Here is a 19,105-nt window from a genome sequence, read left to right as displayed (position 1 = left end):
TGCGTGGTGATCAAGCGGTTGCCGGTCACCACGTGTGCAATTGAAGGAGGTCGGGCATGGTCGCGCTGATACTCGGCGCGGTGCGGGCCCGGACCGCCCAGGCCACCACGGTGCTGGTCCTCACCGCGCTGGCCGTCGCGGTGGCGGCCGCGGGACCATGGTATTCGCTGGCCGCATCATCGGGCGCCGCCGCGGCCGACGTGGCCGCCGCCCCGGCCGCCCAGCGCACCGTCTCGGTCCGGCGGATCACGCCGTTGGATCGCGACCCGGCGAGCGTGCTGGACTCGTTCGCCGGCCTGGTGCGCGACCGGCTGCCGCTGCGGTCCGTGCCGCCGGTGCTCGGCATGACCCAGGCGATGACCGCGCCCCGGGGCGCCGGGGCGGTCACCATCGCGGTGGCCTATCGCGACGGGTTCTGCGCGCACGTCCGGCTGACCGGGGACTGCCCGGCCGGTCCCGGCGAGGCGGCGCTCAGCCAGACCGCGACCCAGCAGCTCGGGCTGAAGACCGGCGACCGCTTCCCGGTGCGCGCGTCGCCCACCACCGAGCCGGTGACGCTGCGGGTGGTCGGCGTCTACCAGTACGCCGACCCGTCCGGCGCCTATTGGAGCAACCCGCTGTTCCGCTCGGACGACGGGCTGGACCCGGCGTTCACCCCGATCGCCACGTTCGGCGAGCGGCAGCTCGGCGGCCCCACGCTGACCTATGACGTGGAGGTGCCGGAGGGGCTGATCCGGAGCGACGCCGGCGCCGACCTGAGCGCGGTGCTGGCGGCGGCCGACGTGCAGCTGAGCCGGGCCGGGACGCGGCTGGTGAACCCGACCGGAGTGCTGCTGGACACGATCGCCCGCGACCGCGCGACGATCCGGCGGGGTGTGCTGGTCGCGACGCTGCAGGTGCTGCTGCTGGCCTGGTTCGCGGCCGGGCTCACCGGCCGGCTGACCGGGCGCGACCGGCGCGGCGACGCGGCCCTGCTCAAGCTGCGCGGCAGCACCCGCCTCGGGATGCTCCGGCTGACCCTGGGCCAGCACGTCCTGCCGATGCTGGCCGGCGCGCTGCTCGGCGCTCCGGCCGGGCTGCTGCTGGCCCGCCTGGTGGCCGGGCCGGTCGGCGGCGGGGGAGAGCTGGGCGACGCGCTGCTCGGCGGCGCGCTCGCGGTGCTTGCCTTCCTGGCCGGCGGCCTGCTGGTGCTGGCCCTGGTGGAGGGCGCGGTGCTGCGCCGGCCGGTGGCCGATCTGCTGCGCCGGGTGCCGCCGGGCCGCCGCGACTGGCGGGCCGACGTGCTCGACCTGGTGCTGATCGCGCTCGCCGTGGCCGCCGTCTATCAGGCCCGGGTGACCGGCGCGGACCGGGGCGTCGGGCTGGCCGCACCCGGGCTGGCCGCGATCGCGGTCGCGCTGCTGGTGGCCCGGCTGCTGCAACGCGTCACCGATCGGGCCGGCGCGGCCGGGCTGCGGGCCGGCCGGCTGCGCTTCGGCCTGACCGCGGTGCAGGTGTCCCGGCAGCCCGGCGGCGACCGATTGTTCGCGCTGGTCGCGGCGGCGGTGGCGATGCTCGCGCTGGCGGCCGGCGGCTGGTGGGGCGCCCGCGAGGCGGCGATCGACCGCAGCGCCGTCGAGCTCGGCGCCGACCGGGTGCTGAGCGTGCAGGCGGACAGCCGCACCGCGCTGCTGCACGCGGTGCGCCGGGCCGACCCGTCCGGCCGCCGGGCGATGGCCGTGGTGGCCGACCCGACCTCCTCGCCGCCGGTGCTCGCGGTGGACAGCTCCCGGCTGGCCGCGGTGGCCCGCTGGCGCCCGGAATACGGCCCGGTCGGCGCGCTGGCGTCCGCGGTCGCCGCCGCGCCGGTGCCGGCCGCCCTGCCCGCGATCACCGGCGACCGCCTCACGCTGCGGGTCCGCAACGACCGCGGCGCCCCGGCCCGGCTGATCGTGATGCTGCAGAACGAGACCACCGGCGCGCCCGTGCCGGTCACCTTCGGGCCGCTCAGCCGGGGCGAGCACACCGTCACCGCACCGGTCGGCGACTGCGCCGCGGGCTGCCGGCTGGTCCGCTTCGAGCTGGGCGACCCGACCTCGATGGACACCTCGCTGACGATCCGCGGGCTGCGCCAGCCCGAGCCGGCCGCCGAGATCCTCGGCCCGGCGCAGCTCGGCGACATCGCCCGGTGGCGGTCCGACGCGCTCGGCGCGGGCATGGAGGTGGTCGCCCGGGGCGGGGCCCTGACCATCGCCGTGGAGCCGACCGAGTGGGCCTACTCCTCGTACGGGACACAGGTCTTCGTCCTGGACGGCCCGCTGCCGGTGCCGGTGCTGCCGGCCGGGCCACCGCCCGGCGACTGGCGGTTCCGTGACCCGATGGTGTTCGCCTTCGGCAACGGCCGCACCCCGGTCCGGCCGATCGGCGCGGCCGGCCTGCTGCCCCAGCTCGGCGACCTCGGCCTGCTCACCGACCTGGACGCGGCCCGGCGGGTGGCCGGCGAGGCGGATCCGGGCGGCCGCTTCCAGGTGTGGCTGGCGCCGGACACTCCGCCGTCCATCCTGGACGACCTGCGCGCGGCCGGGCTGACCATCTCCGCCGACCAGTCGATCGCCGCGCGCGCGGCCCGGCTGGACGAGCAGGGCCCGGCGGTGGCCGCCCGGTTCGCCCTGCTGGCCGCGATCGCCGGGCTGCTGGTGGCGGCGGCCGCGGTGGCGGTGGCCGCGGCGGCGGACCGCCGCTCGCAGGCCGAGGACCTCGACGCCCTACGGCGCCAGGGCCTGGGCCGGCGCCCGGCCGTCGCGGCGGGCTACCTCGGGCTGTCCGTGCTGGTGCTGGCCGGGCTGCTCGGCGGCGTGCTGGCCGCGGCCGTCGCCCGCCCGGTGGCCGGGGTGACGGTGCCGCCGTTCACCGACGGCTGGCAGGTGATCGGACCGCCGTCCGCCCTGACCGGGCCGGTGCTGGCCGGCACCGGGCTGGCCGCGCTGGTGCTGCTCGGCGTGGTCGCGGCACTGTCCGTGCTGCCGCTGATCCGGCGCCTGCGGGACGGTGTCGGATGAGGGCGGTGCCGGATGAGGGCGGTGCCGGGTGAGGGCGGTGTCCGATGAGCGACGGTGTCCGATGAGGGGCGGCGCCCGATGATCGCGCTGGTGCTCGCGATGCTCTGGACCCGCCGTGGCCAGGCCGTCACGCTGGCCCTGCTGGCGCTCTTCGCGGTGGCCGCCGCGGTCGCCGCGCCGGCCTATCTGGCCGCCTCCGAGCAGGCCGTCGCCGCCGGCCAGGTGGCCACCGCGCTGCCCGGCGAGGTCGGCTTCCAGGTCAGCGCGGTGCAGGACGAGACCGGGCAGGCGGACGGCACCGGCAGCCAGCAGATCAGCTTCGCCGACGTCGGCGCGGCCCTGGTCGACCTGCCGGGCTTCACCTATGTGTACGCCGCGGAGTTCCCGGCCATCGGCATCGAGGACACCGCCGCCCACCGCTCCCGGATCGTCTACCGCCAGGACGCGTGCGCGCACCTCACCCTCGTACGCGGAAGATGTCTGGTCGCCGAAGGCGATGTGATCCTCGGGGAGGCGGCGGCCGAACGGATGTCGCTCGCCCCCGGCGACCCGATCACCTTGACCTTCGCGCAGTTCAGCAGCAACCCGCAGACCCCGGTCTTCGAGCCCAAGGGCCTGCCCAAGGCCCTCACCGTGGTGGGCGTCTATCGGGTGCGCGACGCGGCCGACGCCTATTGGGGCGCGCACGGCTATTTCGCCGCCGACCCGGGCGACCGCGCGGGCGAGCCGGTCTTCGCCACCGCCGGCACGCTGGAGGCGATGGACCATGGCGCGACCGGCCTGTCCATCGACGCCCGCGCCGACCGCGGCATGCTGCGCACCGCCGACCCGGCCACCCTGCGCACCCGGCTCGCCGAACTGTCCGCCCAGGCGAACGACCTCGGGCCCAGCGTGCAGGTGCGGACCGGCATCCCCGGCCTGCTCGACCGGATCGCCGACGGCCGCGCCGCCGCCCGGGTGATCGTGCCGGTGGTCGCGGTGCCGCTGGTGCTGCTCGCCTGCCTGAGCATCTATCTCGCGGTCGGCTACAGCACCGAGGGCCGCCGCCCGGAGCTGGCCATGGTCAAGCTGCGCGGTTCCCGGTGGTGGGCGCGCTGGTGGCTGGCCACCGGGGAGAGCCTGATCGCGATCGTCGCGGGCGCGGTGGCCGGCTGCCTCGCCGGGCAGCTGCTGGTCAACGCGCTGGCCGCGGCGCGTTTCCCGGACACCGACGTGGCGGCCGGCTTCGCGTCGCTGCGCTATGCCCCGATCGCCGCCGCCGCGGCCGTGCTCGCCGCCGTGCTGGCCCAGCGCCGTCAGCTGCTCAGCCCGGTGGTCGACCTGCTGCGCCGCGCGGTCGTCGCGGTGCCGTCCGGCGCCCGGGCGTTCGCCGTGGAGGGCACGGTGGTGCTGCTCGCCGCGGTCACCGGCGTGCAACTGTTCCTCTCCGGCGGCGAGCTCACCGGCGTCGGCCTCTTCACCACCGCCCTGGTCGCGCTCGCCCTGGCCCTGCTCGCCGCCCGCGTCGCGCTGCGGGTGATCGCCCGGCTCGCGGCCCGCGCCCTGCGCCGCGGCCGGCTCGGCTCCGCCCTCGCCGGATTTCAGCTGGCCCGGCGGCCGGGCGCGGCACGATTGGTCGCGCTGCTGGTCGCCACGGTCGCCATCACCGGGTACGCGGCCAGCGCCGTGGACGTGGCCGCCGAAGGCCGGGCGGTCGCCTCGGGCCTGGGCAACGGCGCCGACCGGGTGCTGGACGTGCAGCAGGTCAGCCGCGCCCAGCTGCTCACCGCGGTGCGCGCGATCGACCCGGACGGCGACTTCGCGATGGCGGTCACCACGCTGCCCGGCGGGGGTCGCGAGGCGCCGCCCGCGCTGGCGGTGGACAGCACCCGGCTGGCGACCGTGGCGAACTGGCCCGCCGACGCGCCGCCGGTCGGGACGGTCGCGGACGCGCTGCGGCCCGATCAGGTGTCGCAACCGATCCGGATCCCCGGCCGGGACCTGACCCTGGACGTCACCACCGGCGGGGACGTGCGGCAGGCGCTGCGCCTGAACGTCGCGGTCTCCTCGCTCACCGGCCTGGGGGAGGCGACCGTGCAGCTGGGCGGGCTGCGGGACGGGCCGCACACGTACCAGCAGCGGGTGGAGGTGTGCCGGGACGGCTGCCTGCTCAAGGGCATCCAGCTGGCCACGCCGCCCGGGGTGACCACGGTCAGCGGCCGGGTGACGATCACCGGGCTGCGGGTGGTGAACCCGGCGCAACCCGCGCTGACCGCCACCCAGCTGTCCGACCTGCGGCAGTGGCGGGTCTCCGAGGCGACCGCGAGCGCCGCGCCGGACGGTCTGCGGCTGGACATCAACGCCCCCGGGGGCCTGCCCGAGGGCGCCTGGGTGCAGCACGCGGACACCCCGGACCCGCTGCCGGTGGCCGTCGCCGGTCAGTCCGGCGTGGACGAGGTGGCCGGCTTCGACAACCGCCCGGTGCGGGTGCGCGCGGTGGCCACCCTGCCCGCGGTGCCGCGCCTGGGCCGCACCGCGACGCTGGTCGACCTGGACTATCTGAACCGCCGGTCGGTCGACACCGGCCAGGCCGTGCAGCCGCAGGTCTGGCTCTCCGCCCGCGCCCCGGCCGACGTCGAGCGGCGGCTCACCGAGCGCGGCATCCCGGTGATCGGCGACGTCACCGTGGCCCAGCTCGACCGCCAGCTCGACGAGCAGGGCCCGGCGCTGGCCCTGTGGTTCTACGTGCTGGCCGGCGTGCTCGCGGTGACCCTGGCGGCGGGCGCGCTGCTGCTGGCCGCGGTGGTGGACCGGCCGCGCCGGGTGGAGGACCTGTCCGCGCTGCGAGCGCAGGGGCTCGGCCGGCCGGCGGTGTCCCGGGCGACCTTGTGGACATATCCGCTGCTGGTGCTCGCGTCGGTGCTGACCGGCCTGGTGATCGCCGCGGTGCTCTGGGCGCTGACCGGCTGGGCGCTGCCGCTGGCCGGCCTCGACCCGCCCGACCTGCCCTTGCCGACCTGGCCGCGCGCGCCGATCCTGGTGATCGCCGGCACGATCCAACTCGTCGTCCTGGCCGGGGTCGCATATGCGGCCGGCGGCCGAACCCATAGGGAGATCAAATGAGAACGCTGTCGGTGCAGGAGGCGTCGATCGCCTACGGCCGGAACGACCCGGTGCTGCGCGACGTGTCGGTCACCGTCCGGCCCGGCGAGCTGCTCGCGGTGACCGGGCCGTCCGGCGCCGGCAAGACCACGCTGCTCGCCGCGATGGCCGGGGTGCTGGCGCCGGCCGCCGGGCGGGTGCTGGTCGACGACGACCCGCTCACCGACCGCGACCACGCGGTGAAGCTGGGCGTGGTGCTGATCCCGCAGGACAACGGCCTGGCCGCGATCCTGACCGCGGCGGAGAACATCGCGGTCGCCATGATCGCCACCGGCAGCACCCCGGCCGAGGCGCGGCGCGGCACCGCGGAGGCGCTCGACCGGGTCGGCCTGACCGGGCACGGCGACCAGCTGATCGAGGAGCTCTCCGGCGGTCAGCAGCAGCGCACCGCGATCGCCCGCGGGCTGGCCTTGCGCGGCGACGTCTTGCTGGCCGACGAGGTGACCAGCGAGCTGGACGCGGCCAACCGCCAGAAGGTCATCGACATGCTGCGCGCGGAGGCCGACCGCGGCGCCGCGGTCATCTTCGCCACCCACGACCCGGAGGCCGCGGCCGCCTGCGACCGCGAACTCCACCTGCTGGACGGCGTCGCCGACTGGGCCCGTGCTTAAGCGACCGGCTCGGTGCCGCCCGGCACGAGGGTGACCTCGCCGTCGACGTGTTGCACGGTGAAGAGGGTGCCGGGCGGGTAGTTGCCCAGGATCTCCGGGGGGAGCTGCACCGTGCCGTCGCCGGCCACCACCGCGAAGTCCTGGCCGTCGCGGCCCTCGGCGCCGACCCGGCCGTCGCGGATGGTGACCGCCCGGCCGAGCCGTGCGCCCACCTCGTTGTCGTGGGTGACCACCACGATGGTGGTCTGCCGCTCCTGGTTGACCGTCTCCATCGCGGCCAGCACCTCGTCGCGGCCCTTGGTGTCCAGCCGGCTGGTCGGCTCGTCGACCAGCAGCAGCCCGGGCCCGGCCGCGATGCCCACCGCGAGCGCGGCCCGCTGCCGCCCGCCCGGAGTGAGGTCGGCCAGCCGCGCCCGCCCCTGGCCGGGCAGCCCGACCAGGTCGAGGATGCGGTCCGGGTTGTCCAGCGTGATGCCGCGGGTGTGCGCCGCGCGCCGCTGGGCCAGCCAGATGTTGCGGTGCAGCGACGCATAGGGCAGCAGGTTGCGCGCGGCGCCCTGCAGCACCACCCCGATCTCGGTGCCGCGCAGCCGGGACACCTCGGCGTCGGAGAGTTTGCCCATGTCGTAGGAGCCGATGTTGATCCGCCCCGCGGACGGCCGCATCAGGCCGGCGAGCAGCGAGATCAGCGTCGACTTGCCGGAGCCGGACGGCCCGACCAGGGCCAGCGTCTCGCCCGGCGCGATGGACAGGTCGACGCCGGCCAGCGCGACCACGTCACCGGCCTCGGCGCGGTAGATGTGCACCACCCGGCGACAGGCGACCGCGAGTCCGTTCATAAGCGCCTACGCTAGCGAAGATCCCTTGGCGAGAACGACCCATGGCCGGGCGCGAACCTCGAGAACCCCCTTGGTCACCGCGGTGTCCCCGTCGGCGGCCTCGGCGACCAGCGCTGCCACCTCGGCCGCGGGCAGCCGCAGCACGGTCATGCCCTCGCCGCTGCCGGGGAACGGCCCGGCCGCCACCAGCACGTCCCGCTCGCGCAGGCGGCCCAGGAACTCGGCGTGGCCGCCGAACTCCGGATGCTCGGTGGGCCGGTCCACGCCCGGCGCCGGGGTGTGCTGCAGCACCAACCAGACCGTCGTCGGGTCCGGCGCGACCGGGGGCACCAGCTCCGCGAAGCCGCCCAGCACCACCGGCCAGCCGTGCTTGTACTCCTCCCGGGCGGCGTGTGCGTCGGCGTGCGCCTCCCAGCCGGTGTGCGTCAGCGTGACCATGGTCAGCGCGTCGGTGACCGGCGTGAAGCCGACCTCGACCCGGCTCGCCTCGGCGGCGTCCTGGCCGGGGTGCCAGGTCATGCTGAGCAGCCGCGGCGGCTCCCAGGCGAGCACCGTGCCCCACACCGACTCGGAGCCGTCCGGGCCGGTCTCGATCAGCCGGCCGTCGCGGAATTCGGTGTTCGACCCGGCGCCGAAGACGCTGTGGCGCGCGACCGGCCACCACGCGCCGATCCGCTCGGTGAAGACCCGGAAGGCGGCGTCCGGTGCGGCCGGCACGACCACCTGGCGGCGCAGGGGAGGCAGAGTCATGGCTGGTCCCTCTCGAATTCGTCCGAGTATGCCGACAACGCGTCGTCCCACATGCCGACCAGCCACTGCTGGACGGCGGTGAAGCCGGGCGGCGCCAGCGCATAGAGGTTTCGGGTGCCGGCGCTGTGGTGCTCGACCAGCCCGGCGCCCTCCAGCACCTTGAGGTGTTTGGAGACGGCGGGCCGGCCGATCGGCAGCGCGGCGGCCAGCTCGCCGACCGGCAGCGGACCGGGCCGCAGCCGCTCGACGATGCGCCGCCGCATCGGGTCGCCGAGGGCGTCGAAGGCGGCTTCCGAGATGTTCATCAAATGGTCACTCATGAGTAACGGTTACCGTAGAGGAACCAAAGGTCGCCCGCAAGGGGATCGCACGCGCCTTTTAGGGTGGTGCCGTGCGCGATATCGCCGTCTTCAGCGGAAGTGCCCATCCCCGACTCGCGTCCGAGATCTGTGATCACCTCGGCGTCCCTCTGCTGCCCACCCGGGTGTCCCACTTCGCCAACGACTGCATCGAGGTGCAGCTGCAGGGCAACTGCCGGGAGCGCGACGTGTTCCTGATCCAGCCGCTCGTGCCTCCCGTACAGGAACATCTCGTCGAACTGCTCTTCATGCTGGATGCGGCACGTGGCGCCTCGGCGGGGCGGATCACCGTGGTCCTGCCGCATTACGCCTACGCCCGCAGCGACAAGAAGGACGCACCGCGCATCTCGATCGGTGGCCGCCTGGTGGCCGACCTGCTGCAGACCGCCGGCGCCGACCGGATCCTCGCGATGACCCTGCACTCGCCGCAGGTGCACGGCTTCTTCAGCGTGCCGGTCGACCACCTGCACGCCCTGCGCGAGCTGGCCAGCCACTTCCGGGGCTACGACCTGAGCAACACCGTCGTGGTCTCCCCGGACCTGGGCAACGCCAAGGACGCGGCGGCCTTCGCCCGGATGCTCGGCGCGGAGGTCGCGTTCGGCGCCAAGCAGCGGTTCGCCGACGACAAGGTGGTGATCAGCTCGGTGATCGGCGAGGTGGCCGACCGCGACGCGATCGTGCTGGACGACGAGATCGCCAAGGGCAGCACCATCTTCGAGCTGCTCGACCGCCTGCGCGAGCGCAACATCCGCAGCGTCCGGGTGGCCTGTACGCACGGATTGTTCAGTGGTGACGCGATCGCGCGGTTGAGTGCCGAGAAGGACGTCGAAGAGATCGTCTGCACCAACACGGTGCCGATCCCGGACGCCAAGCGCACCGACAAGCTCAGTGTGCTCTCGGTGGCCGCGCCGCTCGCCGAGGCCATCCGCCGCATCCACAATGGAGAATCAGTCAGCGCGCTCTTCGCCTGATCAGGACCCAAGTTACCGGCCGGAAACCGCATTACTCCCCGGGTCGCGGAGATGTCGATGGCCCGGCCTGATGCATTTTCCATCTTCCGTACTAGGTAACCCCCGTTGATCAGTCGATCATCTGCTCAATCCCCGATCTCAAGTCCCCTTTCGAGTGAACCTGTGCCACTCTGACCTGCGGCAAGATCCGAACAGCTCCGGCACGACCCCTGGCGGGGACGGTCGGCCGGGCCGGGGCCTCGAATTCCACGGAGGACAAAGTGGCCAACATCGAGACCTCTCTGAAGGAAGCGATGGGCATCGAGGGCGCGATCGGCGTCGCCCTCGTGGACTACACCAGCGGCCTGACGCTCGGCATCATGGGCGGTTCGCCGACCATGGACATGAACATCGCCGCGGCCGGCAACACCGACGTGGTCCGCGCCAAGATGCGTGCCGTCGAGATGCTGGGTCTGGGCGAGGACATCGAGGACATCCTGATCACCCTCGACTCGCAGTACCACCTGATCCGCTTGCTGCAGACCCGCAAGGGCGGCGACGCGCTCTTCCTCTATCTGGCACTCAGCAAGAGCCGCGCGAACCTGGGCCTGGCCCGGCACCAGTTGCGCAAGATCGAGAACGACCTCGAAGTATGACGACGGTCGAGGAGCAGCCGGTCACGGCTGAGCGGAGCATGTCGCAGGTCGTGACCGACACCGTGCGGGCGTTCCGCGCCCAGGTGCCGGACTGCATCACCGCCGCGCTGGTGGACATGTCGACCGGCATGCTGCTCGCCGTCGACACGCTGGACGACCAGCAGGCCGACGAGGAACTGGACCTGCTGGCCGCGGCCACGTTCGACCTGTTCCAGGGCCGCAACGTCGCGATCATCCAGGACGTCTTCGCGGAGCGGCACGGCAACGGCAAGAAGGACCGCCACTACTTCCAGGAGATGGTGGTGAACAGCGATGAACTGGTGCACGTCTTCCTGCGCAGCGCCAAACACCAGGACCTGGTCGCGGTGGTGGTGTGCCGGCGGACGACAAACATGGGGATGTTGTTCGCCCAGGCCCGTGTCGTGATGAAGCAGATGGACGCCGACTTCGCCTGACCGGGCTCCGAGGGACGGACGATCATGCAGTCGCTCGAGAAGGCGCTGGCGATCGACGGGGCGGTCTCGGTGGCGGTCTTCTCGGACGTCGAAACGGTGTGGTCGGCCGGCGGCCGGGAGCCCGTCGCGGACGACGCGGCCGCGGCCGGCGTGCTGGTGCGGGCCGCCGCGGCGCTCACCCGGATGGCCGACCCGCAGGACGAGCCGGCCGACATCCTGATCACCACGACCACGTCCTTCCACGTGCTCCGGGGGCTCGCCGGCGCCGATGGCGGGGACCTGGTCGCACACCTCACGCTGACCCGCGGCGTGGCCAACCTCGCGCTCGCCCGGCGCGAGTTCAAGACCCTCACCGACGGGTTGTCCGCGGTCCCGGACGACCCGCCGGAACCGTCCCCCTCCCCGGTGGCCGCGCCGCTCCCGCGTCCCCGGAACGGCTCGGCCCTGCCGCGGCGGCCGGTCGGACGGCACAACGCGCCGCCGGCCGCCGCGGACACGGACATCGTGCCGCCGGGCTGGCTGGCCATGGTCGGGCAGCCGTACACCACCGACGACGCGGTGCTCGACCGGATCATCGGCAGCCTCAAGCACCTCTAGCACCCAGAACGCAGGGAGATCAAACCGTGCAGACCGATCCGTTCAAGGCCGCCCGCACCGAGCTCGCTTCGTTGCGGCACGCGGTGACCGGCGTGCAGGGCTGTGTCGTGGCCGGCGTCGACGGGCTGCTCATCCTGCACGACACGATCAGCGGCGGCGAGCCGCACGACCTGGCCGCGCTGGCGGCCGGCGCCCACGGGATCAGCCGCACCTGCGGCAGCGCGCTGCACCAGGGCGGATTCCACGAATGCACGATCCGCAACCAGAAGGGCTACATGGCGGTCTACGCGGTCGGCGAACTCGCCTTGCTGGCGGTGGTCGGCGACGACGGGCTGAACATCGCCCGCCTGCACCTGGAGGCCCGTCAGTCGACCGCCAAGCTGGCCAGGATGCTGGAGATCAGGACGGTTCAGGACGCGGACTGGTTTCCCGCGGAGGCTGAGGGCCGCAGAGCGTCTTGATCGCGCCCAGCAGGGTCGACCGGGTGAACGGCTTCTCGATCAGCATGCTGTTCGCGTCCAGGTTGAGCTGCGGGCCGAGCGACGCCGCGGTGTAGCCGGACATGAAGAGCACCGGCAGATCCGGGTGGTGGGTGCGCAGCGCCGCGGCCAGCTCCGGGCCGGTCATGGCGGGCATCACCACGTCGGTGATCAGCAGGTCCGGGTGCGCGCCGGCGGCCACCTGGGTGACCGCCATCAGCGCGTCGGTGGCCACCGTGATCGCATAGCCGGCCGGCTCGATCAGGCGCTGCACCAGCTGCGCCACCTCGGGCTGGTCCTCGACGATCAGCACCTTGCCGATCAGCGCGGGTGTGGTCTGCCGGTCCACCGACGGGCCCGGACGCTCCTCGGCGGCCGGCAGATAGAGGTGCACCGTGGTGCCCATCCGCGGCTCGGACTCCAGCTCGATGAAGCCGCCGATGCCCTGCACGATGCCGGCCGTGGTGGCCAGCCCCAGACCGGCCGCGGTGGGCCGGGTGGTGAAGAACGGCTCCAGCGCGCGCCGCCGGGTCTCGTCGCTCATCCCGACGCCGGTGTCGGTGATCACCATGTGCACCAGCTTGCCGGTCGGCGCGCCCTCGGCCAGTTGACCGGGCGCCACCACCTCGTTGGTGGCGGCGACCCGCAGCATGCCGCCGCGCAGCATCGCGTCCCGGGCGTTCGCCGCCAGGTTGACCAGCGCCTGCTCCAGCGGCCCACGCTCGGCGCGGATCGGCCAGATGTCCGGCCCGAAGGCCAGGTCCAGCCCGATGTGCTCACCCAGCGTGCGGGAGAACAGGCTCTGCACGTCGGTGAGCAGGTCCGGGATGGGAATGATCTCCGGCCGGTTGCCTTCGGTACGCCCGAACGCGAGCAGCTGATGCGTCAGACTCCGCCCGGTGTTCACCGCGGCCATGATGTCCTTGGCCAGCTGGTGTTGCGGTGAGCCGTCCGCGGTGGTGGACGCGATCATGTCGGCCGAGCCGGCCACCACGGTCAGCAGGTTGTTGAAGTCGTGCGAGATGCCGCCGATCAGCTGGCCCAGGCTGTCCAGCCGGCGCAGGTGGTCGAGCTGGCGCTTGAGGCCGCGGGCGTCGATGTGGTCGGTGGTGTCGGTGACCATGCAGACCACGCCGGAGTACTGCCCGTGTTCGTCGATCAACGGCATCATGCTGACCCGTACGCTGCGGTGCGAGCCGTCCGCGCGGATCAGCCGGGTGGCGCCGACCGTGGACCGGCCCGCCTTGCACTCGGCCAGCCGCCGGGTCAGCTCCTTCTGGCCCTGGTCGTCCAGGAAGCCGCGCAGCGAGACGCCGACCAGCTGGGTGCGGGGGAGCCCGAGCACCACTCCGATCGGCTCGTTCGCATAGGTCGCCACGCCGTCGGCGTCCAGCTGGAGCACGCCCTCCGGGATGGTCTCCAGGACCCGGCGGTACTTCTCCTCGCTGGCCCGCAACCGCTCGCGCACCCGGGCCGAGGACAGCGCCAGGCTCAGCTCGCCGGCGATGTCCCGGGCCAGCTCGACCTCCGCCGCGGCATAGAACGAGCCGACCTCGGCCCGGGTCAGGATCAGATACCCGGCGTACGTGTTGTCGACGATGATCGGGCACAGCACGGCGGCGTGCACCCCGGCCGGGAACTGCTCCAGTGGCTCCCGGCCCTCGGCGGCCAGCACCACCGGCCGTCGGCTCGCGGCCAGCGCGGTGGAGAAGTCGTCCTCGGGCAGCCGCCCGTTCAGGTCCAGCGCCCGCCCGATCGACCCGGCCCGTTCCGCGTCGGGGTGGTGGAAGAAGACGGGCGCGTAGTGTCCGTCGTCGCCGATCAGTTGCACCCCGGCCCCGTCGCCGATCATGTCGGCGGCTGCCCGGGCGGCAGTGGCCCGCACCTCCGCGATGTCGTCGGCCGCGCGACTGAGCGCCAGCGCGAGGTCGGCGAGCGCGTATCGGAGGGGATAAGCCATGACACCCATGCGACACATGATCGGGTGCCGCGCAGCCCGGTGAGGGCGGTTCGAGCGGAATGCAACCATTCAGCCGAGTCCGGCCCCACCAGGCTCAGGCTTCACTCGGTGGCGAACCACCGCTCCGCCAGCGACTCCAGCGTGGGCTCGGCGGGGGCCGGCAGGTGCTCGAGGTACTTCGGAAGGTTGCTGTAGTAGTGCAGCAGCAGCCAGGCCATCATCCGGCGGCGCAGATCTCGGTCGAGGTCGGCGGACCGATAGCCGTAGGCGAGCAGGGTGCGGCGCAGGAAGGCCGGGTCGCCCTGGGCCACATAGGCGCCCACGCCGGCGAACTCGTACTCCGGCGCGCCGCGCATGGCCGGCTCGAAGTCGATCAGTCCGGTCGGCTCGCCGTCGCCGCCGGTCAGCAGGTGCACCCGCATGATCTCGGTGTGCAGCAGCACGGTACGGTCGGCGGTGAGATCGACGCCGTCCAGGAACGGGTCGATCTGCGCCACCCACGCGTCGTCCAGCCCGAGCGCCTGGTGCCGGCTCGCGCACCCGGCCCGCTGGTCCTCGACGAACTCGTCCCAGTCCTCCGGCCACCAGTCGTCGATCCGCGGCGGCGGGATGCGGTGCAGCGTGGCCATCGACTCGCCGAGCCGGTCGGCGAGCCGGTCGTGGTCGATCTCGTCCCAGGTCTCGGTGAGGGCGCGACCGGGTAGCCGGTCCATCAGCAGGTAGCCCCACTCCTCGAAGATCCCGGAGCGCTGCACGCCGGGGGTCGGGATTCCCAGCTTGCCGTGCACCGCGGCGAGCACGGCGGCCTCGACCGGGAACTCGTCCAGATAGACCGGCGGGAAGAGCTTGAGCACCGACTCGCCGGCCGCGTAGACCGGCAGTGACCCGGTCGGATAACGCACCGGCTCGGCGGCGACCCCGGCCGCGGTGAGCAGCGCGCGGACCCCGGGGGCGAGCGCCTCCTCGTCCTTCGCGATCAGGTCGTAGTCCTCTTCGTCGGTGACTTCCGGCCAGATCATCGGCTGCTCCGGTGCTCGATCGGTGGGCCGAACGATCGCGGCCCGGACTGGTGACGGGTTCCCCGGGACTCGGCCGCTCTGTGCGAACTCCGGCATCCGGACTTGCAGTTGATCCGGACAAACAACAGGATTCCGGGACGAATCACGCGGCTGGAAGGATCTATCGGGTGGATCAGGATCCCACGAGCGGTGGCGTACGCCCAGATACCGACGGCGCGTCGACGCTAGATCTCAGCGGGCGGTGCGTCGGTAGCTCGTACATCCTCGTCCGGCCGATCGGGCAGGGCGCGACCGGCACCGTGTGGCGCGGCGTCGACCGCAGCTCCGGCGAACCGGTGGCGGTGAAGCTGCTGCACGAGAGCCTGCTCCGCCAGCCCAAGCTGGTCACCCGCTTCGTCCAGGAGCGCACGATCCTCCTGATGCTCCGGCACCGCAACGTGGTGCGGGTGCGAGACCTGTTCAGCGTCGGCGAATCACTCGGACTGGTGATGGACCTGGTGGCCGGCGGCAGCCTGCGCGACCATCTCCGCGAACACCACACGGTGGCGGCCGGCGAGGCGGCCCGGCTGGCCGCGCAGGTGGCCGCCGCCCTGGCCGAGGCGCACGACCTGGGCGTGATCCACCGCGACCTCAAGCCGGACAACATCCTGCTGCAGGTCGAGAACGGCCGGCTGGAGACGCGGCTGACCGACTTCGGCATCGCCCGGGTGCTGAACACGCCGGCCATCACCACCCCGAACGCCGTCGTCGGCACCCCGCACTACATGGCGCCGGAGGCGTTCCAGGGCGTCACCGCGAGTCCGGCCGCCGACGTCTACGCGCTCGGCATCCTGCTCTACGAGCTGGTCACCGGCCGTCCGCCGTACGACAGCGACACCGTGCACGGGCTGATGCAGAAGCACCTGGCAGGCGAGCCGGAACGCATGCCGGGCATCCCGGACCGCCTCTGGACCGTGATCGTGTCCTGCCTCCAGCAGAAGCCGCGCCTGCGTCCGGCGGCCGCCGAACTGGTCGCCGAACTGGGCGACGTGGCCCGCGCGGTCGCGAAGGCCCCGGCCCTGCCCACACCGCCGCCGGCGCCGGCCCTGGCGCCGCCGCCGATCTCCCGGGAGACACCGCCGCCGCTTCCCGGCAAGGCGCCGGCTCCGCTGTCCGGGAAGATCAGCATCGTGCCGGCGCCGCGCGCGCCCAAGGCGCAGAACAAGGCGCCGGGCTGGCGGTGGGCCCGGCCCGGCACGGTGATCGCGGTGCTGGTCGGCACCATGCTGGCCTCCGGGGTGGCGACCACCGCCTGGCACGCGACCCGATCCGGCGCCCGGGACATCACCGTGTTCGCCGCGCCGTCCGCTCCGGCCGGCAGCGCGTCGGCCGCGCCGCCCGCTCCGGCCGCGCCGAAACCCGCCACCATCGCTGCGGAGCGGGTCGCGGCGGGTGCGCCGGTCGCGGCCAAGGACGACCCCCATCCGGTACGCACCACCGCCCGCCCCGCCAGGCAGCAGGCCGCCGCGCCGACCCGCGTGCCACAGCCGGAGGCCCGCCCGTACGGCCCGTGGAACTGCCGTCAGGTGATGTCGTTCGACATGACCAGCCCGGTGCTCGCCAAGCCGTGCCAGTCGATCGGCGAGAACGTGCAGATGTCCGCGAGCCTGACCGCGCCGGTCGGCGGCCGGGCCACCGTCACGGTGTCCCTGCAGGAGGGCGGCCGGACGGTCGGTGGGCCGTACACCTGCTCGGGTCTGTCCTTCACCGACGACGACATGACGCGGCAGTGCGGGCCGAAGTCCGCCACCGCCCGCCGCGGGCATCGCTACACCGTGTCGATGACGTGGCGCTACACCCGGGACGGACGGGACACCAGCGGCCGGGCGAACGGATCGGAGTTCACCTTCTGAGTCTTGCGTGCGACGGGTAAGGTGCCCGTCGATGCGCAAATCGATTGTGATCGCGGCCGCCGCCGTGGTGCTGGCCGCCGCCGGCGCCGTCGTCACCCAGCAGGCCTTCGCCGATGAGACGCCGGCCTACCACCCGACCCGGCTGCGAAACGTCGGCGACGCCCGGCAACTCGTCGTGGTGGTCGGCAACGGCCCCAAGTCGACCTATTCCACGCTGCGCACCTATCAGCTCGGCGGGGACGGCAAGTGGGTGGCGAAGTTCGCCGCGATGCCGGCCCGCAACGGCTATGCGGGCTGGGCCTGGGCGAGCGCGCGGGTGCAGGACACCGGCACCACGCCGGCCGGCACCTTCGGCATCACCTACGCGTTCGGGCTCAATGCCAACCCGGGCACGAAGATCTATTACCGGCACGCGGACGGCAACGACTACTGGGTCGGCGACAACCGGGACGCGAAGACCTACAACAGCGTGCAGCCCTACGCGTCGTCGAAGCGCACCTGGCGGATCGGCGAGTCCGAGAAGCTGTCGTCCTACCAGACTCAATACGAATACGCCGCGGTCATCGACTTCAACCGCCCCCCGCTGAGCAGCATGACCTGGAGCACGCGCTACGAGGAATATGTGACCAGCAAGCCGCAGGACGTCCGGCGCGGCTCGGCGATCTTCCTGCACATCAACGGCTCGGGCTCGACGGCCGGCTGCGTCTCGGTCAAGCGCGCCGACCTCATCAACGTGCTCAAGTGGCTCGACCCGGCGCAGAAGCCGCGCATCGTGATGGCGCCGCTGGCCAACATCGGCCAGGTCTGAAATAACCTCGACAGGGTCTGCGTTAACCCCTACCGTGACGATCATGTTCGCACCCGGTCTCGAGCAGCTGCTCTTCGCAGCGGCTCCCGCGTGCGCACAGTTCGCAGCGGATTCGCGAATCTGACCCGTCCCCAGCGGCAGCAGAACCCGGGGACGGGTGCTGCGCCACGCGCGTGGTTCTGACGCCGACGGGATGGCAACCGTCACGGGCGTACCGAAGAATGCCTTTTCGTTTCTCGCATCCAGTGAGGACACATCATGGCCAAGAGCCAATTCGTGCGGACCAAGCCGCACCTGAACATCGGCACGATGGGGCACGTCGACCACGGCAAGACCACCCTGACCGCCGCGATCACCAAGGTTCTCGCCGACCGCGACCCGGCAACCAACCGGTTCGTCGCCTTCGAGGGGATCGACCGGGCGCCGGAGGAGGCGCAGCGGGGCATCACGATCAACATCGCCCACGTCGAGTACGAGACGGCGGCGCGCCACTACGCGCACGTCGACATGCCCGGTCACGCCGACTACGTGAAGAACATGATCACCGGCGCGGCGCAGGTCGACGGCGCGATCCTGGTGGTGTCGGCGCAGGACGGGTCGATGCCGCAGACCCGCGAGCACGTGCTGCTGGCCCAGCGGGTCGGCGTCCCGTGGCTGGTCGTCGCCCTGAACAAGAGTGACGCCGTGTCCGAGTCCGACGCCGAACTGCTCGACCTGGTCGAGCTCGAGGTCCGCGAGCTGCTGTCGGAATACGGGTTCCCCGGCGACGAGGTGCCCGTGGTCCGGGTCAGCGCGCTCAAGGCGCTCGAGGGCGACGAGCGGTGGACACAGTCCATCATGGACCTGCTCGACGCCGTGGACGCCTACGTGCCGGTGCCCGACCGCGAGCTCGGCGAGCCGTTCCTGATGCCGATCGAGAACGTGCTCACGATCAGCGGCCGCGGCACCGTGGTCACCGGCAAGGTCGAGCGCGGCACGCTGGCGGTGGGTTCGCCGGTCGAGGTCGTCGGTCTCGGCCCGACGGTCACCACGGTGGCGACCGGGCTGGAGACCTTCGGCAAGTCGTTGCCGCAGGCCGAGGCCGGGGACAACGCCGCGGTGCTGCTCCGGGGCGTGCGGCGCGAGCAGGTGCAGCGCGGCCAGGTGGTCGCTCTGCCCGGCAGCGTCACGCCACACGCGGCGTTCAAGGCGAACCTCTACGCCCTGACGAAGGAGGAGGGTGGCCGGCACACGCCGTTCGTGGCGAACTACCGGCCGCAGTTCTTCTTCCGCACCACCGACGTGTCCGGCGCGATCGAGCTCGGCAACGGGCTCGAGATGATGCTGCCGGGCGACACCGCCGAGGTGACCGTGCACCTGGGCAAGGAGGTCGCGATGGACGTCGGTCTCGGCTTCGCGGTGCGTGAGGGCGGCCGCACCGTCGCCGCCGGCACCGTGACCGAACTGCTCGACTAGCGGGACCGGAAGCGGGGGGGGGGGGGGGGGGGGGGGGGGGGGGTGGGGTTTGTGTGGTGGTTGGTTAGTCGGGGGTGGGGGTGGGGGGGGGGGGTG

General features: G+C 73.0%; 16 protein-coding genes. 11 read left to right on the top strand and 5 right to left on the bottom strand.

All coding sequences use genetic code 11. From position 1 onward, the window contains the following. Positions 1 to 56 precede the first annotated feature (56 nt). Genes ACZ6TI_RS40720 through ACZ6TI_RS40710 form a run of 3 tightly spaced genes read left to right on the top strand, consistent with a single transcriptional unit; the run spans position 57 to position 6,790 of the window. The gene (locus tag ACZ6TI_RS40720; RefSeq protein WP_465350619.1) at positions 57 to 3,038 is read left to right on the top strand and encodes an FtsX-like permease family protein; all 2,982 of its coding nucleotides are present in this window, start codon (positions 57 to 59) and stop codon (positions 3,036 to 3,038) included. A gap of 54 nt (positions 3,039 to 3,092) precedes the next feature. Further along, on the top strand, positions 3,093 to 6,140 hold the full coding sequence (locus ACZ6TI_RS40715; RefSeq protein ID WP_465350618.1) for an FtsX-like permease family protein: 3,048 nt from the start codon (positions 3,093 to 3,095) through the stop codon (positions 6,138 to 6,140). Continuing rightward, positions 6,137 to 6,790, top strand: coding sequence for an ABC transporter ATP-binding protein (locus tag ACZ6TI_RS40710; RefSeq protein WP_465350617.1), 654 nt, complete (start codon positions 6,137 to 6,139; stop codon positions 6,788 to 6,790). The genes ACZ6TI_RS40715 and ACZ6TI_RS40710 overlap by 4 nt, the downstream gene beginning before the upstream one ends. Here the strand turns inward: ACZ6TI_RS40710 and ACZ6TI_RS40705 are convergent. From ACZ6TI_RS40705 to ACZ6TI_RS40695, 3 genes are read right to left on the bottom strand one after another with little or no spacing between them, the layout of a single operon-like run. Continuing rightward, complete coding sequence (locus tag ACZ6TI_RS40705; RefSeq protein WP_465350616.1) at positions 6,787 to 7,629, bottom strand: ABC transporter ATP-binding protein; 843 nt, start codon at positions 7,627 to 7,629, stop codon at positions 6,787 to 6,789. The genes ACZ6TI_RS40710 and ACZ6TI_RS40705 overlap by 4 nt on opposite strands. 6 nt (positions 7,630 to 7,635) lie before the next feature. Continuing rightward, a complete protein-coding gene (locus ACZ6TI_RS40700; RefSeq protein ID WP_465350615.1) occupies positions 7,636 to 8,379 on the bottom strand; it encodes an SRPBCC domain-containing protein in 744 nt (247 codons plus the stop codon). Then, on the bottom strand, positions 8,376 to 8,699 hold the full coding sequence (locus tag ACZ6TI_RS40695) for an ArsR/SmtB family transcription factor (protein ID WP_465350614.1): 324 nt from the start codon (positions 8,697 to 8,699) through the stop codon (positions 8,376 to 8,378). Before ACZ6TI_RS40695 ends, ACZ6TI_RS40700 begins: the two co-directional genes overlap by 4 nt. 71 nt (positions 8,700 to 8,770) lie before the next feature. Here ACZ6TI_RS40695 and ACZ6TI_RS40690 point away from each other — a divergent pair, with 71 nt between their 5' ends. The 5 genes from ACZ6TI_RS40690 (at position 8,771) to ACZ6TI_RS40670 (ending at position 11,857) form a co-directional block, all read left to right on the top strand. Further along, positions 8,771 to 9,709, top strand: a complete 939-nt coding sequence (locus ACZ6TI_RS40690) for a ribose-phosphate diphosphokinase (protein ID WP_465350613.1) — start codon at positions 8,771 to 8,773, stop codon at positions 9,707 to 9,709. A gap of 260 nt (positions 9,710 to 9,969) precedes the next feature. Next, positions 9,970 to 10,344 (top strand): roadblock/LC7 domain-containing protein, encoded by a 375-nt coding sequence (locus tag ACZ6TI_RS40685; protein WP_465350612.1) that lies wholly within the window; start codon positions 9,970 to 9,972, stop codon positions 10,342 to 10,344. Then, entirely contained in the window at positions 10,341 to 10,799 is a 459-nt protein-coding gene (locus ACZ6TI_RS40680; protein WP_465350611.1) for a hypothetical protein, read from the top strand. Before ACZ6TI_RS40685 ends, ACZ6TI_RS40680 begins: the two co-directional genes overlap by 4 nt. A gap of 24 nt (positions 10,800 to 10,823) precedes the next feature. After that, a complete protein-coding gene (locus tag ACZ6TI_RS40675) occupies positions 10,824 to 11,396 on the top strand; it encodes a hypothetical protein (RefSeq protein WP_465350610.1) in 573 nt (190 codons plus the stop codon). Positions 11,397 to 11,422: 26 nt separating this feature from the next. Further along, positions 11,423 to 11,857: a roadblock/LC7 domain-containing protein gene (locus ACZ6TI_RS40670; RefSeq protein ID WP_465350609.1), complete on the top strand. Its 435-nt coding sequence runs from the start codon at positions 11,423 to 11,425 to the stop codon at positions 11,855 to 11,857. On the opposite strand, the gene ACZ6TI_RS40665 is transcribed toward ACZ6TI_RS40670, so the two are convergent. Both ACZ6TI_RS40665 and ACZ6TI_RS40660 read right to left on the bottom strand, forming a co-directional pair. Then, positions 11,796 to 13,835, bottom strand: coding sequence for a hybrid sensor histidine kinase/response regulator (locus ACZ6TI_RS40665; RefSeq protein ID WP_465350608.1), 2,040 nt, complete (start codon positions 13,833 to 13,835; stop codon positions 11,796 to 11,798). The two genes, ACZ6TI_RS40670 and ACZ6TI_RS40665, sit on opposite strands and share 62 nt — an antisense overlap. Positions 13,836 to 13,936: 101 nt before the next feature. Beyond that, positions 13,937 to 14,854: an aminoglycoside phosphotransferase family protein gene (locus ACZ6TI_RS40660; RefSeq protein ID WP_465350607.1), complete on the bottom strand. Its 918-nt coding sequence runs from the start codon at positions 14,852 to 14,854 to the stop codon at positions 13,937 to 13,939. A 167-nt stretch (positions 14,855 to 15,021) separates the two neighbouring features. Here ACZ6TI_RS40660 and ACZ6TI_RS40655 point away from each other — a divergent pair, with 167 nt between their 5' ends. The 3 genes from ACZ6TI_RS40655 (at position 15,022) to tuf (ending at position 19,009) form a co-directional block, all read left to right on the top strand. After that, positions 15,022 to 16,746: a serine/threonine protein kinase gene (locus ACZ6TI_RS40655; protein WP_465350606.1), complete on the top strand. Its 1,725-nt coding sequence runs from the start codon at positions 15,022 to 15,024 to the stop codon at positions 16,744 to 16,746. Positions 16,747 to 16,777: 31 nt separating this feature from the next. Further along, entirely contained in the window at positions 16,778 to 17,554 is a 777-nt protein-coding gene (locus tag ACZ6TI_RS40650; RefSeq protein WP_465350605.1) for a L,D-transpeptidase family protein, read from the top strand. Positions 17,555 to 17,812: 258 nt separating this feature from the next. Next, on the top strand, positions 17,813 to 19,009 hold the full coding sequence (gene tuf, locus ACZ6TI_RS40645; RefSeq protein WP_465350604.1) for an elongation factor Tu: 1,197 nt from the start codon (positions 17,813 to 17,815) through the stop codon (positions 19,007 to 19,009). Positions 19,010 to 19,105: the final 96 nt, after the last annotated feature.

The sequence above is a fragment of the Actinoplanes sp. NPDC051388 genome (assembly GCF_055586225.1).
Note: the sequence above shows the minus strand (reverse complement) of the source record. Positions and strands in the feature narration are given on the sequence as shown.